This window comes from Pantoea brenneri (assembly GCF_038594305.1).
GTDB classification, from domain to species: Bacteria; Pseudomonadota; Gammaproteobacteria; order Enterobacterales; family Enterobacteriaceae; genus Pantoea; species Pantoea brenneri.
Genome location: NZ_JBCGBG010000005.1, coordinates 79,186 through 102,836, shown reverse-complemented (window position 1 = coordinate 102,836; position 23,651 = coordinate 79,186). Strand labels below are relative to the sequence as shown.

Sequence of the window (23,651 nt, the reverse complement as noted above, 5' to 3'; positions counted from 1 at the left end):
TGCTCGTCAGTTAAGCAGCAGGTGATAACGCAGTCTGGCGCCGCTCAGGGGCTGGCGGTCCTCGCGCCGCTGTGCGGTTCCTTCACTTCATTCGTCTGCCTGACGGACCGCCGGAGATGGCTCATCCTGTGCTGCCCCGCCTTTCGCCCGCGTCCTGCGGGCTCTCCTGGCAGACTCATTCTGTTCAGCGCTGCGGATTGCCTGCCCCTGATCGGCACCCGCCTGCTCTGAAGCTTCAGTGTGTGCTGTTGAAAGGGCATGAGAGTGGTGCTCAGGCCCGCATTCCGGCACGCTCGCCCAGTAAAAAAAGCTGCCACGTTTGACCGTGACAGCCTTTACAAATTTAACCTTAACTGACGAGCATTATACCTCAGGGTGCCCTTTTTTATTCTGAGGCGTCAGGATTTCAGCCGCGCCATATAATACGCGTCGATCAGTTCACCGTGCCGCATTGCGAAGCCCTTAGCCGTTCCCTCGATCTCAAAACCGAAACGACGATAAAGGGCGATGGCCGGCGCATTATCAACAAACACCGTCAGTTCCATCCGCGAGACCTGCAGCCAGTTGTCGCACAAGCTGACCATCTCCTGCATCAGGGCACGGCCCACACCGCGCTGGCGGTAACGTTCGTCGACCCCCATGCCCAGCGTGGCGGAGTAACGCCGTCGGGCGCGCTCGGGCACTTCCAGGGCGCATTGCCCGACCACCTCGTCATCCATACAGGCGACCAACAGACGTACGCCTGGCTGGGGAGTGCTGAGCCGGGTTTGCCACATCTGTAACGACGAGTGGGGCAGATGTAGCGTATTCGCCTGGGTATCGGGCTGACTATAAATCCTGTGCAGTGCAGCCGCATCTTCCGGCATAACGTGGCGAATGGTTATCTCATTCATGGTGCCTCCCCCTGCGAATTAAATGGATAAATCCCTTTTAACATCAAGGGATTCACTCCAATAATCAACAAAAAAATCGGCAAAATCGCTTTACAGACGCGAATGATAATGATTATTATTGCGATGCGTTCTCGGGCAGTCGCCCGACAGCCTGAGAAAGCACGACATTGCTCACATTGCTTCCAGTATTACTTTAGCCAGCCCGGGTGCTGGCTTTTTTTTTGACTGACACTCACCGATCGGCAGGGATAAGCAGCAGGCACTCTGATCATCGTATCCAGCAGGATGACCCTGCGGTTAATATGCTGTCTGGCCGCCAGCGTAACCGCCTTCCTCTTCGCCACCTCTTCAGCTACAGCCATCATTCAATCAAAAATAAAGCCAGAAGGTTATATTGGGTGGTGTCAGTTGTTAATAAAAAACCTGTGTGGCGGTTTTTTACTGCGTCCTGAAATACCGAGACGAAACGGTATTGATGACGCGGGAAAATAAAGCCCGTGCGATGGGTTTATGTATAGCGGTTAACATCACACTTTCTCCCTACCCGTTGCCGTCGGCTGGTTAATAAATAACTTACCTTGATGCTAATGCTGTTATTTCAAAATTATCTGCTTTATTTAGCAGCTGGTTTACTCAATAATTTATTCTGTATATCCAGTAATGAGGTATTGATATGCGTTTTAATACGCTGTCCGATGGCGCCATTATTTCTGAATTGTGCTGCAGAATTAAAGAAACCCGTATGCAGCTTGGGCTCTCGCAGATTGAGCTTGCTGAACGCGCACGCGTCGGCACGGCCACCATTAAACGGGCAGAGTTGGGTGAATCAGTCACCCTGAGCACCTTAATTGGAATATTGCGTGGTCTTGGACGATTGCATCAGCTGGAGTCAATTTTGTCCGATTCACACATGCGAACCTTTAACGCGCAGTTTACCGCTGCGCCACCTGCCCGTATTCGTATCCGGAAAAAACAGAGCAGCCAGTTACCGGCGGCGGATACCACTGAAGCTGTTGCTGAGCGTCCTGCCAGCGCAACCATAAATGAGTGGTACACCTCTTCTGAAGTGCGCAGCATGGTCTGGTCCGATCTGGCCACGGAAAGCGAATCAAAATAACCCGACTCAAAGCATAACCTCTGTCAGGTCCGGGTTAATTAAAAAAACCGCCAGCCTCGCCGCCAGCGGTTTTCAGGCCGTTACGATTCACATATCGCAACTTTGATCGCCAGACCGCCGCGGGCTGTTTCACGGTATTTGGCATTCATGTCTTTGCCGGTTTCAAACATGGTTTCAATGATCTTATCCAGCGACACTTTGGGATCGCTGGTGCGGTACATCGCCATACTGGTTGAGTTAATGGCTTTGACGGCAGCAATCGCATTCCGCTCTATACAGGGCACCTGCACCTGTCCCGCAACGGGATCGCAGGTCAGACCAAGATTATGCTCCATGCCAATTTCAGCCGCGATGCAGACTTTCTCCGCATCGGCCCCCAGCAGTTCGGCCAGACCCGCCGCCGCCATCGAACAGGCCACGCCGACTTCTCCCTGACAGCCGACTTCAGCGCCGGAAATTGACGCATTCATCTTATAAAGAATGCCAATTGCGCCTGCCGTCAGGAAATAACGCATATAGAGTTCAGGCGTTACCGGCTTGATGAATCGATCATAATAAGCCAGTACCGCCGGGATAATGCCGCATGCGCCATTGGTGGGGGCGGTGACCACCCGTCCTCCGGCGGCATTTTCTTCACTCACCGCCATAGCGAACATATTCACCCAGTCCATGGCACTCAGGGGATTAATAGACTGGCTCTGTGGTGCCAGAATGCGATGCAGAGAAGAGGCCCGACGCGGCACCTTCAGCGGACCGGGTAATACGCCTTCAGTACTGATGCCACGGGTAATCGCATTACGCATGGTTTGCCACAGTTGTGCCATGTTGTCTTCGACTTCACGGCGGCCATAGCGTGCTATCTCGTTCTTCATCATGACGGCCGAAACCGACAGGTTGTTATTATGGCAATGCGCCAGCAGGTTACGGGCGGAGTAGAAGGGGAAGGGAATATCGACTTCGCTATCCAGGTTTTTACCAAAATCGTCTTCGGTGACAATAAAGCCGCCTCCGACAGAATAATAGGTCTGGGCGTGAACGATTTTTCCGTCACAAAAGGCGGTTATGCTCATGCCGTTTTCATGTAACGGCAGGAACTCGCTGTGAAAGCGCATGCACTCTGCCACCGGGAAGGCAATCTCCCGCCGCCCTTCTTCGATACGCAACTGTTGCAGCGTATTCACGTCGCGAATGATCGCTGGGATCTGATCGATATCCACGGTGTCAGGCAGATAGCCACTCAGGCCGAGAATAATCGCAATATCGGTATGATGACCTTTTCCCGTCAGGGAAAGAGAGCCATAAATATCCACCACCAGCCGGCTCACGCGATCCAGCAGGCCCTTTTCTTTTAGCGTATCAACGAAATGTTTACCCGCTTTCATCGGTCCGACCGTATGCGAACTGGATGGCCCGATGCTGATTTTAAAAATATCGAAAACGCTAATCATGATTCACCCATGCGGATTGCAATATGAAAGAGGCGCTGACCGGTACGGCAAGCGACGGCATTAGCTAACTAAAGAGAAAGCGATGGCGGAGATAGCAATCAGGCCAATGATGACGACAAAGAGATTACTCAGATGACCGCTATATTTGCGCATAGCCGGCACTTTATTAATGGCGTACATCGGCATCAGGAACAGGATCATGGCGATAACCGGTCCGCCCAGGGTTTCAATCATGCCAAGAATGCTGGGGTTGAGGGTGGCAACAATCCAGGTGGTAGCCAGCATAAAGAAGGCGGTGATCCGGTTCAGTTTATTAATTTCTATCGACTTGCCTTTGCTGCGAAGCGATTTAATCACCATGCCGTTGAAACCTTCACGCGCGCCCAGATAGTGGCCGAGAAAAGATTTGGTGATGGCGATAATGGCGATAATCGGGGCCATCCAGGCAATTAACGGGGCGTTAAAATGGTTAGCAAGGTAGGAAAGGATGGAAATATTCTGCGCCTTCGCCTCTGCCAGGTTTTCCGGGGAGAGACTCAGAACGCAGCTGAAGACGAAGAACATTACGGTGAGGACCATCATGATATGGGCACAGGCCAAAATGCGTGAACATTTTGATGCCGCCTGATCGCCGTACTCCTGACGCTTGGCTACCGCAAACGATGAAATAATCGGGGAGTGATTGAAGGAGAACACCATCACGGGAATGGCCAGCCACAGCGTGAGCCATAATCCGCCGCCGGTGGTTTCAGAACCACTCATCGAGAGCGTATTCAGAATGGCTCCGTTCCATTGCGGGATCAGATACAGCGCGAGCAGCATCAGTGCGGCCACGAACGGGAACACCAGAATACTCATCGCCTTCACGATAGCCTTTTCGCCGAAGCGCACGATGGCCATCATGCCGACAATCAGAATGAAAGCCAGTACCGCACGCGGCGGCGATATCAGGTGAAGCTGGTGGGTGAGAAAGCTGTCGACGGTGTTGGTAATTGCGACGCTATACACCAGTAGAATAGGGTAAATAGCAAAAAAGTAGAGCAGGGTGATGAGTTTTCCCGCGCCGATACCAAAATGTTCCTCCACCACTTCAGTAATGTCTTCTCCCGGATTCTTGCCGGAAAGAACAAAACGGGTGAGCCCACGATGGGCAAAGAACGTCATCGGGAAAGCCAGCAGTGCCATAATGATTAACGGCAGTAAACCACCGGTACCGGCATTGATCGGCAAAAACAAAACGCCAGCACCAATTGCAGTGCCATACAGTCCCAGCATCCAGACGGTATCGCTTTTTCTCCAGCGTGGAGTTTCATCTGATATCAGCGTATTTTGAACGGCATCCATAATTGGGTTCCTAATAATAATCAGAAATAAAATGAATCGGAGGGTATTTAAAGCAACAGGCTTTTTATTTGCTGACTATTTTAGTAGGGTTTATGAGGACAGGTTATTTACGGCGATCACATTATTCATTTTATAAATAAACTTTTAAGGTATCAAAAATCATCCCTTATTTAGCGTTATTTTTAAGGTATCATTTTTAATGCCTTAATAAGGTTGTGCGTGCTTTCACCTGAGCATAAATATGCCTGAGCCGGTGACGCGGCAAAATAAATTAACTGCTGACTATCCCGCGGCTATTATCCGGCAGATTTATCCGATTAACCTGTATGTCAGGTGTCCCTTCATCCCTTCATCCCTTCATCCCTTCATCCCTTCATCACATCCGGTTCGTTCGATCTGTTTCAGTGATAAGCCCGCTTTTGTTCAATGATTTTGAACAGAGGCGTGAAGTTTTTCAGCTATCAATCAAAGCGCCTCAGGGAGAGACTATAAAAAACATTGAGGAGATTTGAACATGATTTATGTACGTAAAGCTGAAGAACGCGGTCACGCTAACCACGGCTGGCTCGATAGCTGGCACACCTTTTCCTTCGCCAGCTATCACGACGCTAACTTTATGGGTTACTCCGCGCTGCGGGTGATCAATGAAGATGTGGTGGAAGGCGGCCAGGGTTTTGGTACCCATCCGCATAAAGATATGGAAATTCTGACCTACGTGCTCTCCGGAACAGTTGAGCATCAGGACAGCATGGGCAACAAAGAGCAGATCCCGGCCGGAGAATTCCAGATCATGAGCGCCGGCACCGGTGTGCGTCACTCGGAGTACAACGCCAGTGCCAGCGAGCCGCTGCATCTTTACCAGATCTGGATCATTCCTGAGCGTACCGGCATTGAGCCACGCTACGATCAGCGTCGCTTCCCGGATGTGCAGGGACGTCAGCTGGTGCTGAGTCCGGACGCGCGTGATGGCTCGCTGAAGGTTTATCAGGATATGACCTTATCGCGCTGGGTGCTGGCGGCGGGTGAGCAGGACAACGTCGCAATTGATGCCGGTCGTCGCATCTGGATTCAGGTGGTTAAAGGTGATGTCACCGTCAACGGTCAGGCGGTCACCACCAGCGATGCGCTGGCGATCTGGGATGAAAGCGCACTGACCATTGAGGCCAGCAGCGCCGCCGAAGTACTGCTGTTTGATCTGCCACCGGTCTGATTCGGGTACGGGCGCGCAACGTCGCGCCCGGTTGGCAATTTGGTGACAGAAAAGTGATAGACTCATCGTACTTAAGCTATGAGGGCGATCCCAGGCGCTACGATGAAGAAGAAAAGACCGGTATTACAGGACGTTGCCGATCGCATCGGCATTACTAAAATGACCGTCAGCCGTTACCTGCGCAATCCTGAGCAGGTCTCCATTGCCCTGCGCGATAAGATTGCCGTGGCGCTGGATGAGCTGGGTTATATCCCTAATCGCGCGCCCGACATGCTTTCTAATGCGACCAGCCGCGCCATTGGCGTGCTGCTGCCGTCGCTCACCAACCAGGTTTTCGCCGACGTTCTGCGCGGCATCGAAGCCGTCACCGATGAGGCGGGCTACCAGACGCTGGTGGCTCACTTCGGCTATAACCCCCAAAAAGAAGAGTTACAGCTGCGCTCGCTGCTCGGCTGGAACATTGATGGGGTGATCCTGACCGAACGCACTCACACTCCCGGCACGCTGCGGATGCTGGAAGTGGCCGGCATTCCGGTGATTGAGGTGATGGACAGCGTGACGCCCTGCCTGGATATGGCGGTAGGCTTCGACAATGTGGAAGCGGCACGTCAGATGACCCAGGCTATTCTGCGTAAAGGCCATCGTTATACGGTTTACCTTGGTGCGCGGCTTGATGAACGTACGCTGCAAAAGCAGCGCGGTTATGAAGCGGCGATGCGCGAAGCGGGGCTGACGCCGCGCAGCGTGATGATGGAAGATGCCTCGTCGTTCAGCGCCGGTTGTGATCTGCTGCGAGAAGCGCAACGACTCTATCCTGAAACCGACAGTCTGTTCTGTACCAACGATGACCTGGCGGTCGGCGCGATGTTTGAATGCCAGCGGCAAGGGTTGCAGGTGCCGAGCCAGATGGCGATTGCTGGTTTTCACGGTCACGACATCAGTCAGGTGGTGACGCCGCAACTGGCAACGGTACTGACGCCGCGCGACCGGATGGGACGTGAAGCGGCGGCGCTGCTGCTGGCGCGTATCGCCGGTGACAGCAGCGTGAATCAACCGCTCGATGTCGGTTTTGAAATCAGTGAAGGTGGCAGCATCTGATTCTGGCGATTTTATGAGTCAGCTCACACTTTCGTGCTTTTCCCGGTAAAAAGGTTGCCAGGCTGTTAAGCGGTCAAGACAATGAGAAACGACATTGTTATCGGTAACATTGGCAAATTCATCCCTGCCGGAGCAGAAAAATGACAACGCAATCCCCGTCGCATCACGTTTTTATCCTGATGGGCGTTTCAGGCAGCGGTAAGTCTGCCGTCGCCAACCAGGTTTCGCATCAACTGAATACCGCCTTTCTCGACGGTGATTTTCTCCACCCGCGTGCCAACATCCTGAAAATGGCCGACGGTCATCCGCTGGATGATAACGATCGTCAGCCATGGTTACAGGCGCTGAACGATGCCGCTTTTGCGATGCAACGTACCCAGGCGATTTCAGTGATTGTCTGCTCGGCGCTGAAAAAAAGTTATCGCGATATTCTGCGTCAGGGTAATGACAACCTGCGTTTCGTCTATCTGAAAGGCGACTTCGACACCATCGAAGCCCGTCTCAAAGCGCGTAAAGGTCACTTCTTCAAGCCGCAAATGCTGGTCACTCAGTTTGCGACGCTGGAAGAGCCCGGCAGCGATGAGTCAGATGTACTGGTGGTGGATATCGATCATTCACTCGACGAGGTTGTGGCGGCTACGGTTGCGACTATCAGGGACGCAATCAGCCAGGGTTAGAGATGAATACCGCAACACTTGTTTTGACCGCAGCAGGCTCTGTCCTGCTGCTGCTTTTTCTGGTGATGAAAGCGCGCATGCACGCCTTTGTCGCCCTGATGTTAGTGTCGATTGGTGCCGGTTTGTTCTCCGGCATGCCGCTGAATCAGATCGCCGAAACCATGCAGAAGGGGATGGGCGGTACGCTCGGCTTCCTCGCCATTGTGGTGGCGCTGGGCGCGATGTTCGGCAAAATCCTGCACGAAACCGGTGCCGTCGATCAGATCGCTATCCGGATGCTGAAAACCTTTGGTCAGAGTCGTGCCCACTATGCGATGGGCATTGCCGGCCTGATCTGCGCGCTGCCGCTGTTTTTTGAAGTGGCGGTGGTGCTGCTAATCAGTATCGCTTTTGCCGTGGCGCGGCGTACCGGTGGCAATCTGGTCAAGCTGGTCATCCCGCTGTTTGCCGGGGTCGCCGCCGCTGCCGCCTTCCTGTTGCCTGGCCCGGCGCCGATGCTGCTGGCCTCGCAGATGCACGCTGACTTTGGCTGGATGATCCTGCTTGGCCTGTGCGCGGCGATCCCCGGCATGCTGATTGCCGGTCCGCTGTTCGGCAATTTCATCGGGAATCATGTCTCCTTCAGCGCACCGCCGGAAAATCATCAGCCGGATGTCGATGAGAGTAAGCTGCCGTCGTTTGGCTTCAGCCTGTCATTGATTCTGTTCCCGCTGGTGCTGGTCGGCCTGAAAACTATCGGCGCGCGCTTCACCACCGAAGGCACCCCTTTATATGAGTGGCTGGAGTTCATCGGTCACCCGTTTACCGCCATTCTGCTGGCGTTGCTGGTGGCGATTTATGGTCTGGCCTACCGTCAGGGCATGGACAAAGAGCGGGTGATGCAGGTGTGCGGCAGTGCGCTGCAACCGGCGGGTATTATTCTGCTGGTGATCGGTGCGGGCGGGGTGTTTAAGCAGGTGCTGGTAGATTCCGGCGTCGGCCCGGTGCTGGGTAATGCGCTGACCGGTGCGGGACTGCCGATTGCACTGGCCTGCTTTATCCTGTCGGGCGCAGTGCGGGTGATTCAGGGATCGGCGACGGTCGCCTGTCTGACCACGGTCGGCTTGATTATGCCGGTGATTGAACCGCTGCACTACAGCGGCGCTCAGCTGGCGGCACTGTCGATTTGTATCGGCGGCGGGTCGATTATCATCAGTCACGTCAATGATGCCGGTTTCTGGCTGTTTGGTCGCTTCACCGGGGCCAGCGAAGCAGAGACCCTGAAAACCTGGACTCTGATGGAAACCATTCTCGGCACCGTTGGCGCGGTGGTGGGGATGATCGCCTTTACGTTGTTATCGTAACGGCGTGGCCACTCTGGTTCCGTTCTTCCCTGCTGTGACCGGGAAGAACGGAACTGACTACAGCTTCAGGTAGGCCCGAATCCCATCGAGGAACATCTGGGTCGCCAGCATAATCAGAATCAATCCCATCAGCCGCTCCAGCGCATTCACCCCTTTGTCGCCCAGCAGGCGGAGGAACAGGCCCGACAGCAGCAAAATACCGACCGTTACGCCCCAGGCAATCAACAGTGCGCCCACCAGATGCGTCATCTGTTGTGGGTACTGATGTGACAACAGCATCAGGGTCGCCAGCAGCGACGGTCCGGCGACCAGCGGGATCGCCAGCGGCACCAGGAATGGCTCTTCGCCTGCCGATAAGCCAGTACTGCTGCTCTCCGCCGACGGGAAAATCATCTTGATGGCGATTAAGAACAGGATTACCCCACCGGAAATCGACACCGTCTCGGTACGCAGATTCAGAAAAGCCAGAATGCGCTCACCGGTAAACAAAAACAGCAGCATGATGATTAACGCGATCAGCATTTCACGTATCAGTACCACTCGCCGCCGTTTCGGTTCCAGATGCTTTAAAACCGACATAAAAATGGGCAAATTGCCCAGTGGGTCCATAATTAACAACAATAATATGGTTGCTGAAATCATTTCAGTCATTCGTTTTGCGCCGTCTCGTGATCTAAAAATGGCTGTTATTAGTTACGCTGCTGAAAAAGTTAGCGTAATCGCATTAATTCACTTGCCAGAAAGCCTGCATTTTGTAGAGTTGGTAGTCACAGGTAAATCTTATTATTACGCAGAGCGACGTGAAATTAACACGTCGTTCTCTCCTCTGAAATGAAAAGCAGGTGTGAAACCGCCTGAGACGGACACGACATGAAGAATGTAGGTTTTGTTGGTTGGCGCGGTATGGTCGGCTCAGTGCTGATGTCCCGCATGAGCGAAGAGCGTGATTTTGATCTCATCAATCCGGTCTTCTTCTCGACGTCGCAGCACGGCCAGGCCGCACCCGCCTTTGGCGGTAAGCAGCAGGGCGTACTGCAGGATGCATTTGATATCGAGGCGCTGCGTGCGCTGGATATCATCATCACCTGCCAGGGCGGCGATTACACCAGCGAGGTCTATCCGAAGCTGCGCGAGAGTGGCTGGCAGGGTTACTGGATCGATGCCGCCTCTACGCTGCGGATGAAAGACGATGCGATCATCATCCTCGATCCGGTTAACCATCAGGTGATCCGTGAAGGTATCGATCGTGGCATCAAGACGTTTGTCGGCGGAAACTGCACCGTCAGCCTGATGCTGATGTCACTCGGCGGGCTGTTTGCGCAGGATCTGGTGGAATGGGCCTCGGTGGCGACCTATCAGGCGGCTTCAGGCGGCGGTGCGCGCCATATGCGTGAGCTGCTGACCCAGATGGGCATGCTGCACGATCACGTGGCACCTGCGCTGCAGAATCCGGCGTCAGCCATTCTCGACATCGAGCGTAGCGTCACCGACTTCACCCGCTCCGGTACCCTGCCGACCGATAACTTCGGCGTGCCGCTGGCTGGCAGCCTGATCCCGTGGATCGACAAGCAGCTGGATAACGGTCAGAGCCGTGAAGAGTGGAAAGGGCAGGCGGAAACCAACAAGATTCTCGCCACCCGTAATGTGATTCCGGTTGATGGACTGTGTGTACGCGTCGGTGCGCTGCGCTGTCACAGCCAGGCGTTTACCCTGAAGCTGAAACGCGACCTGCCGCTGGCCGAAATCGAGCAGCTGCTGGCTGCGCATAATGAGTGGGTCAAAGTGGTGCCGAACGATCGCGAACGGACAATGCGTGAACTGACGCCAGCGGCGGTGACCGGCACGCTGACCACGCCGGTTGGCCGTCTGCGTAAACTGAATATGGGGCCGGAGTACCTCTCCGCCTTTACCGTCGGTGACCAGTTATTATGGGGTGCGGCTGAACCGCTACGCCGTATGCTGCGGTTGTTAACCAACTAATCGATGAGACTCGCCAAGGGCCGGATTTATCCGGCCTTTTTTGTTTTTGTTGCGGCATCTTTGCGCTGCCGTTTCGCTTACTAAGTGATCAGCTTCCCTTTTTTACCGCTCGGTGAATAATTTTTTGTTTTCAGCCATGGCAACTGCCGCTACCAAGCTATGATTTAACCATGATGTGCCGCAAGTTGACTGTTTTGCTTTCCGGACTAAATGGTTGTTGTACACGGCAAAGACACTTTTCCCATGGAATGGCCTGACTCCTTTTGTCGTCGTACGTATGGCTCAATGAAGAGCAGTGCATTTGAAGCGCGACGAGCCGTGTCGTGTTGCTCATTTCGCCTGCCAAATATCACAGGAAGAAAGTCATGTCAGAGCTTCCCGATCGCGATGCGATCAATGCCCTGTTTGCAGGTAATTATTCTGACCCGTTTGCGTTACTGGGGATGCACCAGACTCAGCAAGGCCTGGAAGTCAGGGCGTTGTTACCTGAAGCGCTTGAGGTGTGGGTAATCGAAACCTCCACCGGGCGCAAACTTGCTCAGCTGGCGTGCGAAGATGCACGCGGCTTCTTCAGCGGCGTGATCCCACGCCGTAAAAACCGTTTCCGCTACCAGCTGGCGGTGAACTGGCACGGTCAGCAGAACCTGATCGACGATGCCTACCGCTTTGGCCCGCTGCTGCAGGAAATGGACCTGTGGCTGCTGGCCGAAGGGACCCACCTGCGCCCTTACGAAACGCTGGGCGCCCACGGTGACGTGATTGATGGCGTCACCGGTACCCGTTTCTGCGTCTGGGCGCCCAATGCCCGTCGCGTGTCGGTAGTGGGTGATTTCAACTTCTGGGATGGCCGCCGTCACCCGATGCGCCTGCGTAAAGAGATGGGCATCTGGGAGCTGTTTGTGCCAGGCGCGGTTAACGGCCAGCTGTATAAATTTGAAATTATCGATGCCAACGGCCAGCTGCGCATCAAAGCGGATCCGTTCGCCTTTGAAGCGCAGATGCGTCCGCAAACGGCTTCGATGATTTGTGGTCTGCCCGATGCTATTGAGATGAAAGAGGAGCGCAAGGCGGCCAACGCCTTTGATGCGCCGATCTCAATTTATGAAGTGCATCTCGGTTCATGGCGACGCCACACCGACAATAACTTCTGGCTGAGCTACAAAGAGCTGGCTGAGCAGCTGGTGCCCTACGTCAAAGAGATGGGCTTTACCCATATCGAACTATTGCCGATCAACGAACACCCGTTTGATGGCAGCTGGGGTTATCAGCCGCTGGGCATGTATGCGCCAACCCGTCGCTTCGGAACCCGTGACGAATTCCGTGCCTTTATCGACAGCGCCCATGCCGCCGGCCTGAACGTGCTGCTGGACTGGGTGCCGGGCCACTTCCCGAGCGATGACTTTGGTCTGGCAAAATTTGATGGTACCGAGCTGTATGAACACAGCGATCCGCGTGAAGGTTTTCATCAGGACTGGAACACCCTGATCTACAACTTTGGCCGGCGCGAAGTCAGCAACTACCTGTCGGGCAATGCGCTCTACTGGGTCGAACGCTTTGGCATTGATGGTCTGCGCGTCGATGCGGTGGCGTCGATGATTTACCGCGACTACAGCCGCGCTGAAGGCGAGTGGGTGCCTAACCAGTATGGCGGGCGTGAAAACCTCGAAGCGATTGAGTTTCTGCGCTACACCAACCGCACGCTGGGCACCGTGGCCTCCGGATCGGTGACCATGGCGGAAGAGTCGACCGATTACCCTGGCGTGACGCGCCCGACCGAAGGCGGTGGGCTGGGCTTCTGGTTCAAATGGAACCTCGGCTGGATGCACGACACGCTCGACTACATGAAACTCGATCCGATCCATCGCCGTTATCATCACAACCTGATGAGCTTCGGCATGATGTACAACTACACCGAGAATTTTGTGCTGCCGCTGTCACACGACGAAGTGGTGCACGGTAAGCGCTCGATTCTCGACCGCATGCCGGGCGACGCGTGGCAGAAGTTCGCCAACCTGCGCGCCTATTACGGCTGGATGTGGGGCTTCCCGGGCAAGAAACTGCTGTTTATGGGCAATGAGTTCGCCCAGGGCCGCGAGTGGAATCATGACGTCAGCCTCGACTGGCATCTGCTGGAAGGCGGTGACAACTGGCACCACGGCGTGCAGCGTCTGGTGCGCGATCTCAACCATACCTATCAATATTACACGCCGCTGCATCAGCTCGACTTCGATCCGCAGGGATTTGAATGGCTGGTGGTCGACGATGCGGAGCATTCGGTGTTTGCCTTTGTCCGTCGCGACCGTGAAGGCAATGAAGTGATTGTGGTCAGTAACTTTACGCCGGTGCCGCGGCCGGGATATCGCTTTGGCGTGAACCAGCCAGGCAAGTGGCGCGAAGTGCTGAATACCGACCAGCATGAATATCACGGCAGCGACGTGCGCAACCACGGTGTGCATACCGATCAGCAGCCGAGCCATGGGCGACCGCAGTCGCTGAGTCTGAATCTGCCGCCGCTGGCGACCCTGTGGCTGGTGCGGGAGGGCGAATGACCATAACGGCCGGCGATCCGCAGCCGCCTGGTGCCAGTTACGATGGCAAAGGCGTCAATTTCACCCTGTTTTCACAGCATGCCAGCCGCGTTGAGCTATGCCTGTTTGATGAAAACGGCGTGGAGCAGCGTATCGATCTGCCGGGCCGCAGCGGCGATATCTGGCATGGCTATGTTCCGACGCTAAAGCCAGGGCAGCGTTACGGCTATCGGGTTCACGGTCCATGGGCGCCCCGCCAGGGGCATCGTTTTAACCCGGCTAAGCTGCTGGTCGATCCTTGCGCCCGCGCGGTAGAAGGCGACGTGCCGGACGATGCCCGTTTTCACGGCGGCATTAACGCGCCTGACCCGCACGACAGCGCGGCGATCGCGCCGAAGTCACGGGTGGTGGCCGAAGATTTCGACTGGCAGGACGACGTTGCGCCGCGTACGCCGTGGGGCAACACGGTGATTTATGAGGCGCACGTGCGCGGCCTGACCCGGCAGCATCCGGAAATTCCGGAAACGCTGCGCGGCACTTACGCGGCGCTCGGCCATCCTGTTATGGTGGATTACCTGCGTCGTCTCGGTATCACGGCGATTGAACTGTTGCCGGTTGCCCATTTTGCCAGCGAACCGCGTTTGCTTCAGTTGGGGCTGAGCAACTACTGGGGCTATAACCCGTTTGCGCTCTGGGCGGTCGATCCGCGCTACGCCTCCGGACAGGATGGGCTGACCCCGCTGCAGGAGTTTCAGCAGGCGATCAAAAACCTGCATGCGGCCGGGATAGAAGTGCTGCTGGATGTGGTGTTTAACCACACCGCCGAACTGGACGCCATCGGTCCGACGATTTCAATGCGCGGCATCGATAACGCCAGCTATTACTGGCTGGACGAGCAGGGCGACTACCAGAACTGGACCGGCTGCGGCAACACGCTCAATCTGCATCATCCGCAGGTGATGGCGTGGGCGCTGGATGCGCTGCGCTACTGGGTGCGCGTCTGTCACGTCGACGGTTTCCGTTTTGATCTGGCACCGGTGCTGGGGCGTACGCCCGACTACCAGCGCGATGCACCACTGTTTGAGGCGATACGCGCCTGTCCGCTGCTGTCACAGGTCAAGCTGATTGCCGAACCCTGGGATATCGGACCCAATGGCTACCAGGTCGGCCATTTTCCTGCGCCGTTTGCTGAATGGAACGATCGCTTCCGCGACACCGCGCGACGTTACTGGCTGCACGGTGCGATGAGCAACGGCGAGTTTGCCCGTCGCTTTGCCGCCTCCAGCGATCTTTTTCAGCATGAGGAGCGGCAGCCACACGCCACCGTCAACCTGATCACCGCTCACGACGGCTTTACGCTGTGGGATGTGGTGAGCTTCGAACGCAAGCACAACGAAGCCAACGGGGAAGATAACCGTGACGGACACGGCGATAACTACAGCCATAATCATGGCAAAGAGGGGCTGAACGTCAGCTTCGATGTGATTGAGCGCCGCCGTCGCAGCGTGCGGGGCTTGCTCACCACCCTGTTACTGTCGCAGGGCACGCCGATGCTGCTGGCGGGCGATGAGCGCGGCCACACGCAGCACGGTAACAACAACGCCTACTGTCAGGACAATGCCCTGAGCTGGCTTGACTGGCAGGCGGATGAGAAGGGATTGGTCGGATTCACTGCGGCCCTGATCCAGTTGCGTCAGCGCATTCCGGCGCTGACGGCGGATCGCTGGTGGCAGGAAGGTGATGGCAATGTGCAGTGGCTCAATGCCGGTGGCCAGCCACTGCAACACGATGAATGGGCACAGGGGACGCACAGATTGCAGATCCTGCTGTCCGGCCGCTGGTTAATAACAATAAACGCCACGGACTCGGTGAATGACATCGTGTTACCAGACGGAGAATGGCGTGCCCTTCCTCCTTTCGCCGGGGACGATAACCCCATCCTGTTAACTGTCTGGCATGGTCCCGCACACGGTGTGTGCGTGTTCCAAAAGCAATCATAAGGAGTCAGACATGGTTAAATTAGACAGAACAGATCACCTGATGCTGGCGCGCCAGCTCCCTACACAAACGGTTGCTCTGATCCTCGCCGGTGGACGCGGTACACGGCTGGTCGACCTGACGGCAAAACGCGCCAAACCGGCGGTGCACTTCGGCGGCAAGTTCCGCATTATCGACTTTGCCTTGTCCAACTGCGTTAACTCCGGTATCCGCCGCATCGGCGTGATTACCCAGTACCAGTCCCACACCCTGACCCAGCACATCCAGCGTGGCTGGTCGATCTTCAATGAAGAGATGAATGAGTTTGTGGATTTGCTGCCAGCGCAGCAGCGCTTCTCCACCGAACAGTGGTATCGCGGCACCGCCGATGCGGTAACGCAAAACCTTGATGTGATTCGCCGTTATCAGGCGCAGTACATCGTGATCCTCGCCGGGGACCACATTTATAAGATGGATTATTCGCGCATGCTGCTGGATCACGTGGTCAATGAGGCGAAATGTACCATCGCCTGTTTGCCGGTGCCGGTGCATGAAGCCACCGCGTTTGGCGTGATGGCGGTTAACGAAGAGAACATGGTGATCGACTTCGTCGAGAAGCCGCCAAAACCGCCGACCATGCCGGGTGATGACACTCAGGCGCTGGCCAGTATGGGGATCTACGTCTTCAACGCCGATTATCTCTATGCGTTGCTGGAAGAAGATCTGCAGACCCCAGGCTCAAATCACGACTTTGGCAAAGATATTCTGCCGAAAATCGTAGCGAGCGGTGAAGGCTACGCGCACTCCTTTGCGCTCTCCTGCGTGCAGAACGACGACAAAGCGCCGCCTTACTGGCGCGATGTCGGCACGCTCGAAGCTTACTGGCGCGCTAACCTCGACCTGGCCTCGGTAATGCCGGAACTGGATATGTACGACGTGACCTGGCCAATTCGCACCCATATGGAGCCGCTGCCACCCGCCAAGTTTGTCCAGGATCGGTCCGGCAGTCACGGCATGACCATGAACTCGCTGGTATCGGGCGGCTGCATCATCTCCGGCTCGGTGGTGGTGAACTCGGTGCTGTTTCCCCGGGTGCGCGTTAACTCGTTTTGCAATATTGATTCAACCGTGCTGCTGCCCGATGTGGTGGTTGGCCGATCCTGCCGTCTGCGCCGCTGTGTGATTGATCGCGCCTGCGAGCTGCCAGAAGGAATGGTCATCGGCGAAAACCCTGATGAAGACAGTCGCCGGTTTCACCGTTCGGATGAAGGCATCGTACTGGTTACCCGCGCCATGCTGGCTAAATTGGCCAATGCGGGGCAGTAAGCGATAGCGGAACACACGCAATCGGCACGCGGATCGTGCCTGATAACTTAATGAGGTCGAGGATGCAGGTTTTACATGTCTGTTCAGAACTTTTCCCGCTGCTCAAAACGGGCGGACTGGCTGATGTAGTCGGGGCATTACCTCAAGCACAAATTGCGGGTGGCACGGATACGCGGGTGTTATTGCCCGCTTTTCCAGCATTGCGCAAGGGCATACCTGATCTTCAGGTGGTAACAGAATTGGATACGTTTGCCGGACATGTGCGCTTACTGTTTGGTGAGTTTAACGGGGTAGGCATCTACCTGATCGATGCGCCGGCGCTCTACGACCGTCCGGGCAGTCCGTATCATGATGAGTCGCAGTTTGCCTACGTCGATAACTATCTGCGCTTCGCGCTGCTCGGCTGGATGGGCTGTGAGCTGGCGTGCGGTCTGGATACGATGTGGCGTCCGGATATCGTTCACGCCCACGACTGGCATGCCGGCCTGACCTGCGCCTATCTGGAAGCGCGGGGCCGTCCGGCCAAATCGGTGTTCACCGTGCATAACCTGGCTTATCAGGGACTGTTCGCGGCGCATCACATGGAAGAGATCGGCCTGCCGTGGTCGTTTTTCAGCATGTACGGACTGGAGTTTTTCGGTCAGATCTCTTTCCTCAAAGCGGGCCTTTACTACGCCGATCACGTCACAGCGGTCAGTCCGACCTATGCGCATGAAATCACCTCGGCCGAGTTCGGTTATGGCATGGAAACCTTACTGGCGCAGCGTATGCGTGAAGGTCGCCTGAGCGGCATTCTGAATGGCGTGGACCCGTCAATCTGGGATCCGGCGCATGACCTGCTGCTCAACGCGCGCTATAACCGCGACACGCTGGAAGCCAAGGCGGAAAACAAACGCCAGCTGCAGGTTGCGATGGGGCTGAAGGTGGATGATAAGGCCCCGGTATTCTGCGTCATCAGCCGTCTGACCAAACAGAAAGGGCTGGACCTGGTACTGGAAGCGCTGCCGGGCCTGCTGGCACAGGGCGGACAGCTGGTGCTGCTGGGGCAGGGCGATGCCGAGCTGCAACAGGGATTCCTGGCCGCGGCGGCAGAGCATCCGGGTAGCGTCGGGGTGCAGATTGGCTACCACGAAGCATTCTCACACCGCATTGTCGGCGGCGCGGACGTAATTGTGGTGCCGAGCCGATTCGAGCCGTGCGGCCTGACTCAACTTTATGGCCTGAAGTATGGTACGTTGCCGTTAGTGCGTCGTACCGGCGGCCTGGCCGATACGGTCAATGACAGTTCATTAGAGAATCTGGCGGACGGTATCGCCAGTGGCTTCAGTTTTGAAGATGCAAATGCCTGGTCGCTGTTGCGGGCCATCCGGCGTGCGTTTGTGTTGTGGTCTCGTCCTTCGCTGTGGCGTTACGTTCAGCGCCAGGCCATGGGGATGGATTTTAGCTGGCAGGTGGCGGCACAAGCCTACCGTGATCTCTACCAACGTTTGATGTAACGGATTGGGAATACTGGATATGAATGCACCTTTCACTTACGCCTCACCAACGTTGACGGTTGATGCCTTAAAGCATTCGATTGCCTACAAACTGATGTTTACCATCGGTAAAGATCCTTCTATTGCCAATAAGCACGAGTGGCTTAACGCCTCGCTGCTGGCGGTGCGCGACCGGATGGTTGAGCGCTGGCTGCGTTCCAGTCGTGCCCAGCTGTCACAGGACGTGCGGCAGGTTTATTACCTGTCGATGGAGTTCCTGATGGGCCGCACGCTGGGCAATGCGCTGCTGGCGATGGGGATTTATGACGATCTGAACCAGGCGCTGGATGAGATGGGGCTGGACCTGGCCGAGCTGATGGAAGAAGAGAACGATCCTGGCCTCGGTAACGGCGGTCTGGGTCGCCTGGCGGCCTGTTTCCTCGACTCCCTGGCAACGCTGGGTATGCCCGGCCGCGGCTACGGCATTCGTTATGACTACGGCATGTTCAAACAGAACATTGTGGAAGGTGAGCAGAAAGAGTCGCCGGATTACTGGCTTGAGTACGGTAATCCGTGGGAATTCCAGCGCTTCAATACCCGTTACAAAGTGCGTTTTGGCGGCCGGGTGCAGCATGAAGGGGCGAAGGTGCGCTGGCTGGAGACAGAAGAGATTCTGGCGATGGCGTATGACCAGATCATCCCGGGTTTCGACACCGATGCCACCAACACCCTGCGGTTGTGGGGGGCGCAGGCGAGTAACGAGATCAACCTCGGTAAATTTAACCAGGGCGACTATTTCGCGGCGGTGGAAGATAAAAACCACTCCGAGAACGTTTCCCGCGTGCTCTATCCCGATGATTCAACCTATTCCGGCCGTGAACTGCGGTTGCGTCAGGAGTATTTCCTGGTGTCCGCCACCGTACAGGACATTCTTAATCGTCACTGGCGGATGCACCAGACCTGGGACAACCTCGCCGATAAAATCGCTATCCACCTGAATGACACCCACCCGGTGCTGGCGATCCCCGAACTGATGCGTCTGCTGATCGACGAACATAAGTTCAGCTGGGGCAACGCGTTTGACGTCTGCTGTCAGGTGTTTTCTTACACCAACCACACGCTGATGACCGAAGCGCTGGAGACCTGGCCGGTCGATATGATTGGCAAAATTTTGCCACGTCATCTCAGCATCATTTTCGAGATTAACGACTTCTTCCTGAAAACCATTCAGGACTACTACCCGGATGACTGGGATCTGCTGTCGCGCATTTCGATCATCGATGAGAACGACGGCCGCCGGATCCGCATGGCGTGGCTGGCGGTGGTGGTCAGCCATAAGGTCAATGGCGTCTCTGAACTGCACTCCAATCTGATGGTACAGTCGCTGTTTGCTGATTTCTCGCGGCTGTTCCCCGGCCGTTTCTGCAACAAGACCAATGGCGTGACGCCGCGTCGCTGGCTGGCGCTGGCGAACCCGGCGCTCTCTGAAGTGCTGGATGAGGAGATCGGCCGCAACTGGCGTACCGATCTCAGCCAGCTCGGCGAGCTGAAAGCGCAGATTGATTATCCGGCCTTTATCGAAAAAGTGGCGGTTGCCAAACATCAGAACAAACGTCGGCTGGCTGACTGGGTGGCGAAAAACCTTGATGTGGTGCTGGACCCGAACGCGCTGTTTGACGTGCAGATTAAACGTATCCATGAGTACAAGCGGCAGCTGCTCAACGTGCTGCATGTGATCACCCGCTATAACCGCATCAAAGCCGATCCGCAGGCGGACTGGGTGCCGCGCGTCAATATCTTTGCCGGCAAAGCTGCCTCGGCCTATTACGTCGCCAAGCACATCATTCATCTGATTAACGATGTCGCTAAAGTGATCAACAACGATCCGCAGGTGAAAAATAAGCTGAAGGTGGTCTTCATTCCGAACTACAGCGTCAGCCTGGCGCAGATCATCATCCCGGCGGCCGATCTTTCTGAGCAGATCTCTACGGCCGGTACCGAAGCCTCCGGCACCAGTAATATGAAGTTTGCCCTCAACGGCGCGCTGACCATCGGTACGCTGGATGGCGCCAATGTCGAGATGCTGGATCACGTCGGCGAGGAGAATATCTTCATTTTCGGTAACACCACGCCGCAGGTTGAAGCGCTGCGTAAAGGCGGATATAACCCGCGTCAGTACTACGAAGAGGACCCGGAGCTGCATCAGGTGCTGACCCAACTGGCCTCTGGCGTATTCAGCCCGCAGGAGCCAGGCCGCTACCGTAACCTGTTTGATTCGCTGGTGAATTTCGGCGATCACTATCAGCTGCTGGCGGATTACCGCAGTTATGTCGATACCCAGGATAAGGTGGATGCGCTCTATCGCCAGCCGGATGAATGGCAGCGGCGTGCGGCGATGAACATTGCCGGCATGGGCTATTTCTCGTCGGACCGCACCATTCAGGAGTATGCCGATGAGATCTGGAATATTTCGCCGATAAGGTTATAAGACGCGCACGTCACCGTCCGCGGTGACGTTATCATTCGCGGCGGCCGAGGGAGCGGCCGCACTGCTTCACGCCCGTCATTTCCGCTACCGCCGATCCACCGTGACGTTCAGCGCTTCCCCTGACCAGGCTGATACCTGTACTCATCCCGCTTTGCCGCGACGGCAGCGGATCGCCGATCCCGCCCGATTGACTCCCCGGCAGAAGTACCACGGCAGACATGCCAGATCATAACGCTCTCGCTGAGGTATCGGCTATTATGCAGCCCGGCTTACATGCGTTTCATCTTTTGACCAGACAGGCAGAACAGACAATGAGTGACAACATCAATCACGAGATTACCTTTCGCAAGCTCAGCGTCTTCATGATGTTTATGACCAAAGGCAATATCGCCCGCACCGCAGAAGCGCTGGAACTGAGCAGCGTCAGCGTCCATCGTGCGCTGCACACGCTGGAAGAAGGCATCGACTGTCCGTTGTTTATCCATAAAGGCCGCAACCTGGTGCCGCTGCCCGCCGCCTGGACGCTGCTGGAGTATTGCCGGGATGTGACGGCGCTGATGGGGAAAGGGATCGAAGAAGCACGGCTGGTGGCTGGCGTGGGCTGTGGTCGTCTGCGGATCGGCACGCTCTACTCGCTGACGCTGGAAACCATCCCGCGACTGATCATGGGCATGAAGCTGCGCCGACCGACGCTCGAGCTTGATCTCACCATGGGCTCAAATCAGATGCTGCTCAACATGCTTGAGGATGATGCGCTTGATGCGATCCTGATCGCCACCAACAACGGCGAGTTCAGCGATTCGCTGTTCGATGTGGTCCCGCTGTTTTATGATGACATTTTCCTGGCCGCGCCAGCCGGTGAAACGCTGGATCTGAGCCGTCCGGCGGATCTGCGCGACTATGCCGATCGCGATTTCGTTTCGCTGGCCGAAGGCTTTGCCACCTATGCCGGTTTTCAGGAGGCGTTTCAGGTTGCCGGATTTGAACCGCGAGTGGTGACGAAGGTGAATGACATCTTTTCGATGGTCAGCCTGGTGCAGGCTGGCATGGGGCTGGCGTTAATTCCGGGACGGATGAAAAAAGTCTACGAAAACAATATCCAGCTGGTCAGCCTGGCCGAGCCTTATCAGATGCGCCAGCAGATTTCGATTGTCTACTCACACCGCCGCGAACGCGATCAGGAGCTGCTGGCGCTGGCCGCAGAAGGGCGAATGTATGCCCGCGGCCTTACTGACTCAGCCGTTTAGCCAGATGCAGTGCCACCTCAACGCTGTTGCGCTCCATGCAAATGGCTTCGCCCTGCCAGCCCGCCTGCAGGGTGAGGCCGGTCAGCACATTGCCTGGCGGCATTTCAATCGCCAGGCGGGCATCGCGCTGGTTGGCTGAAATCACCGCATCATTCCACTGCACCGTTCGCGCCATGTTATAGGCGAGGTCGTCGGCAATTTTGCCCGGCTCCCAGATTACCCGACCGGTCGAACCGCTCAGGTAAGCGCAGCCAGGGCGAGAAAGACTGACAGACTCAAACGCGGCAGCCAGTTCAGCAGCAGGCTTATCCAGCAGTGCGCAGTGAGAAGGCACGCTGACCGCCAGCCTGACCGCTTTGCTGGCACCGGCCGCCAGCGCTTTTTGCGCCACCCGCGCCATATCCTCATCCCGTCCGGCAATCACGATCTGCGTTTCTGCATTGAGGTTGGCAATATAAGTATTGCTGTCGACCAGCAGCTTCTCCAGCCGGCTGAGCGTCAGTCCGGTAATTGCGGTCAGGCCGTAGCCCTGCGGATAGGCCTGCTCCATCAGATCGCCGCGCAGAGCCACCAGCCGTAGCGCATCGCTGAAATCGAGTGCGCCAGCAATCACCGCGGCGGGATAAGCGCCAATCGACAGGCCGCTGACAATGTCTGGCTTCAATCCGTGTCTGATCAGCTCACGCGCCCAGGCTACGCCGGCAATCAGCAGGCTGAGCTGGACGGCGCGGGTATGACGCAGTGCGTCAGCGCTGTCGAGCAGGTCGGTCTCTTCACCAAGCACGGCGCGCGCGCTGTTTAACACCGCCTCACCGTCGGGAAGATGTTGCAACATACCGACCCGCTGGGTGCCCTGGCCGGGAAAAGTAAAAAGGATTTTCATGCGGGATCTCTGCTCCAGGGTGACGCGGTCAGTCTCGGACCGGTGGCGGTTTTCAACAGTACGCGGCCTTCACGCAGCCATTCGTTGAGGGCAAAAGCGCCGAGCGGCGTTTCCACCTGCGTATCGACGCGGCAGGGCAGCGTTTCAGTCTGGCTCTGCCACTGCTGCAGCTCGTCGCGCGCCAGCGGCTGCGGCGCACGAATCAGTAAGTCCAGATCGCTGGCGGCGTGCAGCGTCGGCCGCTGTGTCGCCAGGGCATAACCGGTGCTGCCGGTGACGCCCCAGTACCATGGCCAGACGCTGTCGCTGAGCGCGATCGCCGCCCTGACCGGCGGATAATCAACAAACGGCGACGCGAGCAGTTGGCTGCGATCAGCCAGCATTTCCGGTGTGACGACGCGTTCAATATCGGCCGCGTCTGTCCATCCGGCGGCGCGCTGTTCACGTTTTTCACCGCGCACGCCGACCGGAATCAGCCCCGATTGATTCACATCGCGCCGCACCACCACTGGAAAAGCGTGCTGCCAGTGCTGGCTGACCCAGGCGTCGCTGATGGCTAACAGCGCGCTGTCTGAGCGCAGCCAGAGGAGATCGTGGGGGCGCGGTGTGAACGTCAT

At 56.4% G+C, this 23,651-nt stretch carries 19 protein-coding genes; 13 read left to right on the top strand and 6 right to left on the bottom strand.

Annotated elements, in window-relative coordinates; all coding sequences use genetic code 11:
- Positions 1-398 precede the first annotated feature (398 nt).
- Positions 399-893 (bottom strand): GNAT family N-acetyltransferase, encoded by a 495-nt coding sequence (locus tag AABB92_RS17865; protein WP_031375621.1) that lies wholly within the window; start codon positions 891-893, stop codon positions 399-401.
- A gap of 673 nt (positions 894-1,566) precedes the next feature.
- Between AABB92_RS17865 and AABB92_RS17860 the strand changes: the two genes are divergently transcribed.
- Positions 1,567-2,010 carry a helix-turn-helix domain-containing protein gene (locus AABB92_RS17860; RefSeq protein ID WP_031375622.1) on the top strand — a complete coding sequence of 148 codons (444 nt, stop codon included), beginning with the start codon at positions 1,567-1,569 and terminating at the stop codon, positions 2,008-2,010.
- 80 nt (positions 2,011-2,090) lie between these two features.
- On the opposite strand, the gene AABB92_RS17855 is transcribed toward AABB92_RS17860, so the two are convergent.
- Together AABB92_RS17855 and AABB92_RS17850 are read right to left on the bottom strand one after the other, a co-directional pair.
- Positions 2,091-3,458, bottom strand: a complete 1,368-nt coding sequence (locus tag AABB92_RS17855; protein WP_031375623.1) for an L-serine ammonia-lyase — start codon at positions 3,456-3,458, stop codon at positions 2,091-2,093.
- A gap of 60 nt (positions 3,459-3,518) precedes the next feature.
- Complete coding sequence (locus AABB92_RS17850; protein WP_031375624.1) at positions 3,519-4,802, bottom strand: HAAAP family serine/threonine permease; 1,284 nt, start codon at positions 4,800-4,802, stop codon at positions 3,519-3,521.
- 514 nt (positions 4,803-5,316) lie between these two features.
- On the opposite strand from AABB92_RS17850, the gene AABB92_RS17845 reads away from it, so the two are divergent.
- The 4 genes from AABB92_RS17845 to gntU all read left to right on the top strand — a co-directional run bounded on the left by AABB92_RS17845 (position 5,317) and on the right by gntU (position 9,130).
- Positions 5,317-6,012, top strand: a complete 696-nt coding sequence (locus AABB92_RS17845; RefSeq protein WP_031375625.1) for a pirin family protein — start codon at positions 5,317-5,319, stop codon at positions 6,010-6,012.
- Positions 6,013-6,114: 102 nt separating this feature from the next.
- Positions 6,115-7,110: a gluconate operon transcriptional repressor GntR gene (gntR, locus tag AABB92_RS17840; RefSeq protein WP_031375626.1), complete on the top strand. Its 996-nt coding sequence runs from the start codon at positions 6,115-6,117 to the stop codon at positions 7,108-7,110.
- A 140-nt stretch (positions 7,111-7,250) separates the two neighbouring features.
- Positions 7,251-7,787, top strand: a complete 537-nt coding sequence (gntK, locus tag AABB92_RS17835) for a gluconokinase (protein WP_031375627.1) — start codon at positions 7,251-7,253, stop codon at positions 7,785-7,787.
- Positions 7,788-7,789: 2 nt separating this feature from the next.
- The gene (gntU, locus tag AABB92_RS17830; protein WP_031375628.1) at positions 7,790-9,130 is read left to right on the top strand and encodes a gluconate transporter; all 1,341 of its coding nucleotides are present in this window, start codon (positions 7,790-7,792) and stop codon (positions 9,128-9,130) included.
- A gap of 57 nt (positions 9,131-9,187) precedes the next feature.
- Here the strand turns inward: gntU and AABB92_RS17825 are convergent, their stop codons facing one another.
- Positions 9,188-9,739 carry a YhgN family NAAT transporter gene (locus tag AABB92_RS17825; RefSeq protein ID WP_236566404.1) on the bottom strand — a complete coding sequence of 184 codons (552 nt, stop codon included), beginning with the start codon at positions 9,737-9,739 and terminating at the stop codon, positions 9,188-9,190.
- On the opposite strand from AABB92_RS17825, the gene AABB92_RS17820 reads away from it, so the two are divergent.
- The 8 genes from AABB92_RS17820 to AABB92_RS17785 all read left to right on the top strand — a co-directional run bounded on the left by AABB92_RS17820 (position 9,630) and on the right by AABB92_RS17785 (position 22,151).
- Positions 9,630-9,965 carry a hypothetical protein gene (locus AABB92_RS17820; RefSeq protein ID WP_238585855.1) on the top strand — a complete coding sequence of 112 codons (336 nt, stop codon included), beginning with the start codon at positions 9,630-9,632 and terminating at the stop codon, positions 9,963-9,965. The two genes, AABB92_RS17825 and AABB92_RS17820, sit on opposite strands and share 110 nt — an antisense overlap.
- Before the next feature lie 35 nt (positions 9,966-10,000).
- Positions 10,001-11,110: an aspartate-semialdehyde dehydrogenase gene (gene asd / locus AABB92_RS17815; protein WP_031375630.1), complete on the top strand. Its 1,110-nt coding sequence runs from the start codon at positions 10,001-10,003 to the stop codon at positions 11,108-11,110.
- A gap of 365 nt (positions 11,111-11,475) precedes the next feature.
- Entirely contained in the window at positions 11,476-13,659 is a 2,184-nt protein-coding gene (gene glgB, locus AABB92_RS17810; RefSeq protein ID WP_031375631.1) for a 1,4-alpha-glucan branching enzyme, read from the top strand.
- Positions 13,656-15,638, top strand: coding sequence for a glycogen debranching protein GlgX (glgX, locus tag AABB92_RS17805; RefSeq protein ID WP_031375632.1), 1,983 nt, complete (start codon positions 13,656-13,658; stop codon positions 15,636-15,638). The genes glgB and glgX overlap by 4 nt, the downstream gene beginning before the upstream one ends.
- A 10-nt stretch (positions 15,639-15,648) precedes the next feature.
- Complete coding sequence (glgC, locus tag AABB92_RS17800) at positions 15,649-16,941, top strand: glucose-1-phosphate adenylyltransferase (protein ID WP_031375633.1); 1,293 nt, start codon at positions 15,649-15,651, stop codon at positions 16,939-16,941.
- A gap of 62 nt (positions 16,942-17,003) precedes the next feature.
- Complete coding sequence (gene glgA, locus AABB92_RS17795; protein WP_031375634.1) at positions 17,004-18,437, top strand: glycogen synthase GlgA; 1,434 nt, start codon at positions 17,004-17,006, stop codon at positions 18,435-18,437.
- Positions 18,438-18,456: 19 nt separating this feature from the next.
- Positions 18,457-20,904, top strand: coding sequence for a glycogen phosphorylase (gene glgP, locus AABB92_RS17790; protein ID WP_046289366.1), 2,448 nt, complete (start codon positions 18,457-18,459; stop codon positions 20,902-20,904).
- A 311-nt stretch (positions 20,905-21,215) separates the two neighbouring features.
- The gene (locus AABB92_RS17785) at positions 21,216-22,151 is read left to right on the top strand and encodes a LysR family transcriptional regulator (protein ID WP_031375635.1); all 936 of its coding nucleotides are present in this window, start codon (positions 21,216-21,218) and stop codon (positions 22,149-22,151) included.
- Here the strand turns inward: AABB92_RS17785 and mdcH are convergent.
- Complete coding sequence (gene mdcH, locus AABB92_RS17780; protein ID WP_046289365.1) at positions 22,132-23,034, bottom strand: malonate decarboxylase subunit epsilon; 903 nt, start codon at positions 23,032-23,034, stop codon at positions 22,132-22,134. The genes AABB92_RS17785 and mdcH overlap by 20 nt on opposite strands.
- Positions 23,031-23,651 carry a malonate decarboxylase holo-ACP synthase gene (locus AABB92_RS17775; protein WP_031375636.1) on the bottom strand — a complete coding sequence of 207 codons (621 nt, stop codon included), beginning with the start codon at positions 23,649-23,651 and terminating at the stop codon, positions 23,031-23,033. Before AABB92_RS17775 ends, mdcH begins: the two co-directional genes overlap by 4 nt.

Excerpts from the sequence above, each read along its gene's own strand:
- glgX (WP_031375632.1), top strand. The coding sequence starts at position 13,656 with ATGACCATAACGGCCGGCGATCCGCAGCCGCCTGGTGCCAGTTACGAT.
- AABB92_RS17785 (WP_031375635.1), top strand. The coding sequence starts at position 21,216 with ATGAGTGACAACATCAATCACGAGATTACCTTTCGCAAGCTCAGCGTC.
- glgC (WP_031375633.1), top strand. The coding sequence starts at position 15,649 with ATGGTTAAATTAGACAGAACAGATCACCTGATGCTGGCGCGCCAGCTC.
- AABB92_RS17820 (WP_238585855.1), top strand. The coding sequence starts at position 9,630 with ATGATGATTAACGCGATCAGCATTTCACGTATCAGTACCACTCGCCGC.
- asd (WP_031375630.1), top strand. The coding sequence starts at position 10,001 with ATGAAGAATGTAGGTTTTGTTGGTTGGCGCGGTATGGTCGGCTCAGTG.
- glgP (WP_046289366.1), top strand. The coding sequence starts at position 18,457 with ATGAATGCACCTTTCACTTACGCCTCACCAACGTTGACGGTTGATGCC.
- mdcH (WP_046289365.1), bottom strand. The coding sequence starts at position 23,034 with ATGAAAATCCTTTTTACTTTTCCCGGCCAGGGCACCCAGCGGGTCGGT.
- gntU (WP_031375628.1), top strand. The coding sequence starts at position 7,790 with ATGAATACCGCAACACTTGTTTTGACCGCAGCAGGCTCTGTCCTGCTG.
- AABB92_RS17845 (WP_031375625.1), top strand. The coding sequence starts at position 5,317 with ATGATTTATGTACGTAAAGCTGAAGAACGCGGTCACGCTAACCACGGC.
- AABB92_RS17865 (WP_031375621.1), bottom strand. The coding sequence starts at position 893 with ATGAATGAGATAACCATTCGCCACGTTATGCCGGAAGATGCGGCTGCA.
- glgB (WP_031375631.1), top strand. The coding sequence starts at position 11,476 with ATGTCAGAGCTTCCCGATCGCGATGCGATCAATGCCCTGTTTGCAGGT.
- gntR (WP_031375626.1), top strand. The coding sequence starts at position 6,115 with ATGAAGAAGAAAAGACCGGTATTACAGGACGTTGCCGATCGCATCGGC.
- AABB92_RS17775 (WP_031375636.1), bottom strand. The coding sequence starts at position 23,651 with ATGACGTTCACACCGCGCCCCCACGATCTCCTCTGGCTGCGCTCAGAC.
- AABB92_RS17855 (WP_031375623.1), bottom strand. The coding sequence starts at position 3,458 with ATGATTAGCGTTTTCGATATTTTTAAAATCAGCATCGGGCCATCCAGT.
- AABB92_RS17825 (WP_236566404.1), bottom strand. The coding sequence starts at position 9,739 with ATGGACCCACTGGGCAATTTGCCCATTTTTATGTCGGTTTTAAAGCAT.
- AABB92_RS17850 (WP_031375624.1), bottom strand. The coding sequence starts at position 4,802 with ATGGATGCCGTTCAAAATACGCTGATATCAGATGAAACTCCACGCTGG.
- glgA (WP_031375634.1), top strand. The coding sequence starts at position 17,004 with ATGCAGGTTTTACATGTCTGTTCAGAACTTTTCCCGCTGCTCAAAACG.
- AABB92_RS17860 (WP_031375622.1), top strand. The coding sequence starts at position 1,567 with ATGCGTTTTAATACGCTGTCCGATGGCGCCATTATTTCTGAATTGTGC.
- gntK (WP_031375627.1), top strand. The coding sequence starts at position 7,251 with ATGACAACGCAATCCCCGTCGCATCACGTTTTTATCCTGATGGGCGTT.